This window comes from Aliikangiella maris (assembly GCF_040719265.1).
Taxonomy (GTDB): domain Bacteria; phylum Pseudomonadota; class Gammaproteobacteria; order Enterobacterales; family Kangiellaceae; genus Aliikangiella; species Aliikangiella maris.
In genome coordinates, this window is sequence record NZ_JBFDAH010000050.1 from 1 (window position 1) to 7,106 (window position 7,106).

Below are 7,106 nucleotides of genomic sequence, written 5' to 3' on the forward strand. Positions count from 1 at the left end.
CAATGCATTGGGCCAGGTCAATTCAATTACTGCACCCGATGATGGTGTATTAACACTGGGATATTTAGGTGATTTACCAGCATCACAAACCTGGTCTGGTGATATCACGGGGAGCGTGAGCCAACAATACAATAACCATTTATTAGTCAAAGCGCAGTGTGTGAATACAACGGATTGTTTGGATTATTTTTATGATAAAGATAATTTACTGACTAATGCGGGTGATTTGATTATTGGTCATGAACTACAAAAGGGCGGGTTAATTAGTGGCACTACTTTAGGCAAATTAACCACCGATAGAGAATACACCACTTTTGGTGAGCTTTGGACAAATAGTGCCAGTTATGATTCTAACTCACTTTATGATGTCACTTATACCCACGATAAACTCGGCAGAATTACCAAGAAAGAAGAAACTATTTTAGGTGTGTCGAGTATTGTTGATTACCAATATGATGATGCGGGTCGTTTAGATAAAGTGATTCAAGGCGGTGAGACCATTGACTATGATTATGATGATAACGGTAATCGAACGGTTAAAAAGGTTGATGATGTTATTGTTGAAAGTGGTAGCTATGATGAGCAAGACCGATTAACAGGTTATGCCGGTTATACTTTTGAATATAGCAAGAATGGAGAGCTAGAAAGTAAAACTCATACGGATACCAGTAAAACGACGAGCTATCAATATGATGTGTTAGGTAACTTAATGCAGGTCATCATTCCTGGTGATTCATCTAATACGACTATTGATTATATTATTGATGGCTCTGATAGACGCATTGGTAAAAAAGTGAACGGTGCATTAGTGCAGGGCTTTTTATATGCTGACCAACTCAATCCAATCGCAGAGTTAGATAGTAATAATAATGTGGTGAGTCGATTTGTTTATGGGAGTAAAATTAATGTACCGGATTACTTTATTAAAGGCACTAAGACTTACCGTATTATTTCTAATCATTTAGGCAGCCCATTATTGGTGGTTGATATTGCTAATGGTGACGTGGTTCATCAAATGGATTATGATGAATTTGGTAATGTCACGTTGGATACTAATCCTGGGTTTCAGCCGTTTGGGTTTGCTGGCGGTATTTATGATAGAGATACGGGGCTGACTCGGTTTGGGGCCAGAGATTATGATCCACAAGCTGGGCGATGGACGAGTAAGGATCCGATTCGGTTTAATGGTGGGGATAGTAATATTTATGGGTATGTGTTTAGTGATCCTGTGAATTGGATTGATCTCAACGGGTTGTGGCCTGAATTTCTTGATAATGCAAAGAAAAAAGCAAAGGATAGGAATAAAACAACTTATGACTCTCACAAAGAGCAGCACTCTAAAGCTCACAAAGAAATTTTTGAAGATAATAAAAAGAAAAGAGGTAAACAAAAAAAAGAAAAAAAGCAATTAAATGATATATGTAAAGAGTATAATATTGATGATAGAAGAGATTTTGGTGATTACCTTGAAGAATGGAAAATTGATAATGGGTATACTGGTGGGGATAGTCTTCCTTATGAAGTATTAAGAGGTGTTGCAAAAGAATATATGGGGCTATAAAAGTGAGTAATATTTCAACAAAGTGTGTATTTAGAATAGTCGGTCTGTCAGATAAAGGCTTATTGTATTTAGAAGAAAACTATCTGAATGGAATAAAATACAGGAAAGGTCGCTCTCATAAAGATGAATCCAGGAGGGTGCTGGTGGTGATCTTGGATAAAAATATAAAAGCTAATTTTTTACAAGAACTTATTCAGCAGTCTACTGATGATATTCAATTTGGATTTTTGGTTTCTGCTTCTTCAAATGAAGAAACAGTTATTATTGACATTCCTGAATATTTGCTTGATTTGCAGAATGTAGTTGGTGGGACGGTAAGTTTTAGTTATACATGTATTTGATGCTCCAGATATGGATACTATTAGATTGTTGTGGAAAAAAGTTGATGAAATTGAATCTATTCAAGATGTGACGAAAAGAGATATAGAATTAAAAAAAATAGTCGCTTCTGTTGATAAAAATAAAATAGATAGTTCTGAAGGAAATTATCTTAAGGGGTATTGTCTATATAATTTAAGCAATTGGACAGATGAGATAAAAAATCAAATAAGATGCTTGTTATCAGATGTTGGTAAAACTTCAAGGTCTTATTGGTGGGCTCGCCAATATCTAGCGTATTACTTTTTTGATGAGAAAAATTATAAAACATCATTAAGAGAGTTAGAAAAGCTGGGGGGCTTTCATGAGCTTAAGAATAATCAATATTGGCGCTATTTAAAAAACCAAGAATTAATATTGTGCTGTAAGATTTACCTTGGTTTGAATGAGAAAGAGAAAATGCAGGAATTTTTTGATGAATATGCATCGTCAGATGATTTTGAGCGAGCAAAATTAACAGAGTTGTCAAATTGTTATATGAGTATTAATAAGACTGAAAAAATGGATGCTAATGAGTTAAAAAAATTAAAAATATTTATTGATAAATATAATTGATCTATTTTTATTATCATTTGAAAAAGCAGAGTCAGATATCTTGGTTTGAGAAATAGATTATATTAAATGAAGTAAGCAAATATAAGTATAAGGGGTCGGGTTTATTTTACAATATATAAACACTTTATCATCAAGCTGGAAGGTATATCTACGGATTAAATTTAGGAGAAAAAGATCAAGCATCTAATGCGGTCATTTATGGTTATTCAACAGCAGAGTCAAATAGTTTTACCACCGTAGAAACAGAACTGGAAAATGGTGATACCCAATTTGTCACCACAGGAAGAAGTAATGTTGCTTCAACGTTGATTAAACAAAAAGATGAACTGAAAACCACCACCACTCGTTTTGGTGTTACCACAGTGATTGATAAAATCATTGACACAAAAACGCTGTTGGAAATTCCTAAAACCATTACATCAACCTATTCAGATGATGTGGTTAGTCGTATTACGATTGATAAGCAATATGCAGCCAATAATACGGATATGCGGGAGTTAACTACTAGCCTAACTCAAAATGGTAATACCGCAACGGTGCACACTAACTATGTGACCGGGTTAAGTACTGTCACCTCCGCTGAAAATCGTGTGGTGACACAACAGATCGATCCTTTAACGGGATTATTAGATTCAGCCGAGGTGGTTGGTCTTTCCCCTGTGAGTTTTGATTACGATAATCGAGGGCGTATTAAAACCGTTACTGCTGGAGATAGAACAACAACCTATATTTATGAAGCGGCAGGTAAAGGTCAGGTAACTTCCATTGTTAATGCTGAAAATCAAACAACAGCATTTGCCTATGACGATTTGGGTCGAGTGAATCAAATTACCTATCATGATAACAGTGTGTTAAATCAACAATTTGATGCCAATGGTAATTTAGAATGGCTCCAGCCGCCGGGTCAACCTAAACATTACTTTAACTACAACAGTGTTAACAAGGCCGATAAATATACGCCGCCAGTGGTTGATGGTATCACCGAGCCGCAAACGGTTTATCAATATGATAAAGATCGCAAGTTGGATAAAATTATCCGGCCAGATTTACAAGAGTTAACTTTCAACTATCAGCCCAATAATAGTCGTTTAGATAACTTAGTAATTCCGCGTGGGACTTATACTTATGGCTACAATGCACAAGGTCAGGTCAATTCAATTACCGCACCCGATGATGGTGTATTAACACTGGGTTATTTGGGTGATTTACCAACATCACAAACCTGGTCTGGTGATATTACGGGTAGTGTGAGTCAACAATACAATAATCATTTGTTAATTAAAGCGCAGTGTGTGAATACAACGGATTGTTTGGATTATTTTTATGATAAAGATAATTTACTGACTAATGCGGGTGATTTGATTATTGGTCATGAAGAGCAAAAAGGTGGATTGATTAGTGGTACTACTTTAGGGAAGTTAACCACCGATAGAGAATACACCACTTTTGGTGAGCTTTGGACAAATAGTGCCAGTTATGATTCTAATTCACTTTATGATGTGACTTACACCCACGATAAACTTGGAAGAATTACCAACAAGTCGGAAATTATTTTAGGTGTGACAACCAATATTGAATATCAATATGATAATGCTGGACGACTGGATAAAGTGATTCAAGGCGGTGAGACCATCGATTATGATTACGATGATAACGGTAATCGAACTTTTAAAAAGGTTGATAATGTTATTGTTGAAAGTGGCAGCTATGATGAGCAAGACCGATTAACAGGTTATGCCGGTTACACTTATCAATATAGCAAGAATGGTGAGCTAGAAAGTAAAACTCATACGGATACCAGTAAAACGACGAGCTATCAATATGATGTGTTAGGTAACTTAATGCAGGTCATCATTCCTGGTGATTCATCTAATACGACTATTGATTATATTATTGATGGCTCTGATAGACGCATTGGTAAAAAGGTTAACGGCACATTAGTTCAAGGCTTTTTATATGCTGATCAACTCAATCCTATCGCGGAGTTAGATAGCAATAATAATATCATTAGTCGATTTGTTTACGGTAGTAAAATTAATGTACCGGATTATCTCATTAAAGGCACTAAGACTTACCGAATAATTTCTAATCATTTAGGCAGTCCATTATTGGTGGTTGATATTGCCAATGGTGACGTGGTTCAACAAATGGATTATGATGAGTTTGGTAATGTCACATTAGACACTAACCCTGGGTTTCAGCCGTTTGGTTTTGCTGGTGGTATTTATGATAGAGATACTGGGCTGACTCGGTTTGGGGCTAGGGATTATGATCCACAAGCTGGGCGGTGGACGAGTAAGGATCCGATTCGGTTTAATGGTGGGGATAGTAATATTTATGGGTATGTGTTTAGTGATCCGATAAATTTAATAGATATTAATGGTTTAGAAGTATATGGCTATTATAATCGTGAATCAGGACTATTAATAATTATCGACTCTGAAAGAATGCAAGTTATTATAACGAAAGCAACATCAGGTGGGCATCCATATGGTGACCCATTGCCAAGTGGTAAATATGATATTTTAGATCAAGCTAAAAATCCCGAATCATTTAGATTGGATGCTCAAGATAGTTCTCCATGGAACGATAAGCATGAACCTACAGGTAGAGATAGATTTCGATTACATAATCCTGGTAATACTATAGGGTGTATTGCTGCTAATGATTGGGATGATTGGAATAAAATAAGGGACCTTATCAATTCTACTTCTAAAGAAACAGTTACAGATAATGCCATTCCTTGGTGGAAACTATTAAGTGACCCATCACCTATAACAAAATATGGAGAAATTACCGTTGAATAGGGAAAATATAATATCTATATTTCTAATGTTTTTAATTTTAGCTGGCCAACTTCTTGTATTAACTAACTATATACTGGGAGGAATAATTGGAGTAGAAAAATATCTTGGTTACAATACAATTTATTTAATGGTGATTTTTATAGCTTATAATAGTTATTCAATATCTAAAATATTGTTAGATAAAAATAATTTGAGAGTTTTTATCTATACAGTATTTGTTTTACTATTATTTATAGTGTTACTCATGTATATAATGATTCTTTTTGGAGAAGAAGATCCTGGAAGATTTGTAAGGTTTAATTTTTCTCCTACATTCTTTTATTTAACATTGTTGCTTTCTTTTTTATCTGGTTGGATGAAAAAAGTTGAATGTAATGTTTCATGCTGGAGTGTCATGTTATTATTTTTCAGTAGCTTTATGATAGGGCTATGTCTCTATTTTATTAAATTAATGTTTAAATTAAATGGATTGGCTTTAAATTTTTTGTTTCAATATTTTATTACTTTACTTTGCCTTATTTTGCCAGTTAATTGTATTTTTGTGCTGATAAATGTTGGTGTTTTAAAAAGACAAGCTAGAGGGTAATTAATATAAGGGGTCGGGTGTATTTTACAATATATAAACACTTTATCATCAAGCTGGAAGGTATATCTACGGATTAAATTTAGGAGAAAAAGATCAAACATCTAATGCGGTCACTTATGGTTATTCAACAGCAGAGTTAAATAGTTTTACCACTGTAGAAACAGAACTGGAAAATGGTGATACCCAATTTGTCACCACAGGAAGAAGTAATGTTTCTTCAACGTTGATTAAACAAAAAGATGAACTGAAAACCACCACCACTCGTTTTGGTGTTACCACAGTGATTGATAAAATCATTGACACAAAAACGCTGTTGGAAATTCCTAAAACCATTACATCAACCTATTCAGATGATGTGGTTAGTCGTATTACGATTGATAAGCAGTATGCAGCCAATAATACGGATATGCGGGAGCTTACTACTAGCCTGACCCAAAATGGAAATACCGCAACAGTCCACACTAATTATGTGACAGGACTGAGTACCGTCACTTCTGCTGAAAATCGTGTGGTGACACAACAGGTCGACCCATTAACGGGATTATTAAATTCAGCTGAGGTGACTGGTCTTTCCCCTGTGAGTTTTGATTACGATAATCGAGGGCGTATTAAAACGGTTACTGCTGGAGATAGAACAACAACCTATATTTATGAAGCGGCAGGTAAAGGCCAGGTAACTTCCATTGTTAATGCTGAAAATCAAACAACAGCATTTGCCTATGATGATTTGGGTCGAGTGAATCAAATTACCTATCATGATAACAGCGTGTTAAATCAAAAATTTGATGCCAATGGTAATTTAGAATGGCTCCAGCCGCCTGGGCAGCCTAAGCATTACTTTAACTACAACAGTGTTAACAAGGCCGATAAATATACCCCGCCAGTGGTTGATGGTATTACCGAACCGCAAACGGTTTATCAATATGATAAAGATCGCAAGTTGGATAAAATTATCCGGCCAGATTTACAAGAGTTAACTTTCAACTATCAAGCCAATAATAGTCGTTTAGATAACTTAGTGATTCCGCGTGGGACTTATACCTATGGTTACAATGCATTGGGCCAAGTTAATTCCATTACTGCACCCGATGATGGTGTATTAACACTGGGTGTAGTTTACTTTTTTACCATCATACTTCTTGCCAATTTATTTATCATAAGATTGTGCAAGAATTAAACGACTTTACCCAATTAACATCGTCCGCTTTTTAGTGCTTGC

General features: G+C 35.3%; 6 protein-coding genes. All 6 read left to right on the forward strand.

Annotated features, from left to right (window positions below):
- On the forward strand, positions 1–1,561 hold a 1,561-nt coding region (locus tag ABVT42_RS21320), incomplete at its 5' end, for an RHS repeat domain-containing protein (protein WP_367024394.1).
- A 2-nt stretch (positions 1,562–1,563) separates the two neighbouring features.
- Positions 1,564–1,902 carry a hypothetical protein gene (locus ABVT42_RS21325; RefSeq protein WP_353898058.1) on the forward strand — a complete coding sequence of 113 codons (339 nt, stop codon included), beginning with the start codon at positions 1,564–1,566 and terminating at the stop codon, positions 1,900–1,902.
- Between the two features lie 10 nt (positions 1,903–1,912).
- Complete coding sequence (locus ABVT42_RS21330; RefSeq protein ID WP_353898057.1) at positions 1,913–2,494, forward strand: hypothetical protein; 582 nt, start codon at positions 1,913–1,915, stop codon at positions 2,492–2,494.
- A gap of 305 nt (positions 2,495–2,799) precedes the next feature.
- Positions 2,800–5,301 (forward strand): RHS repeat-associated core domain-containing protein, encoded by a 2,502-nt coding sequence (locus tag ABVT42_RS21335; protein WP_367024397.1) that lies wholly within the window; start codon positions 2,800–2,802, stop codon positions 5,299–5,301.
- A complete protein-coding gene (locus ABVT42_RS21340; RefSeq protein WP_353898094.1) occupies positions 5,294–5,887 on the forward strand; it encodes a hypothetical protein in 594 nt (197 codons plus the stop codon). The genes ABVT42_RS21335 and ABVT42_RS21340 overlap by 8 nt, the downstream gene beginning before the upstream one ends.
- 223 nt (positions 5,888–6,110) lie before the next feature.
- Positions 6,111–7,064 carry an RHS repeat domain-containing protein gene (locus tag ABVT42_RS21345; RefSeq protein ID WP_367024399.1) on the forward strand — a complete coding sequence of 318 codons (954 nt, stop codon included), beginning with the start codon at positions 6,111–6,113 and terminating at the stop codon, positions 7,062–7,064.
- Positions 7,065–7,106: the final 42 nt, after the last annotated feature.

Excerpts from the sequence above, each read along its gene's own strand:
- ABVT42_RS21330 (WP_353898057.1), top strand. The coding sequence starts at position 1,913 with ATGGATACTATTAGATTGTTGTGGAAAAAAGTTGATGAAATTGAATCT.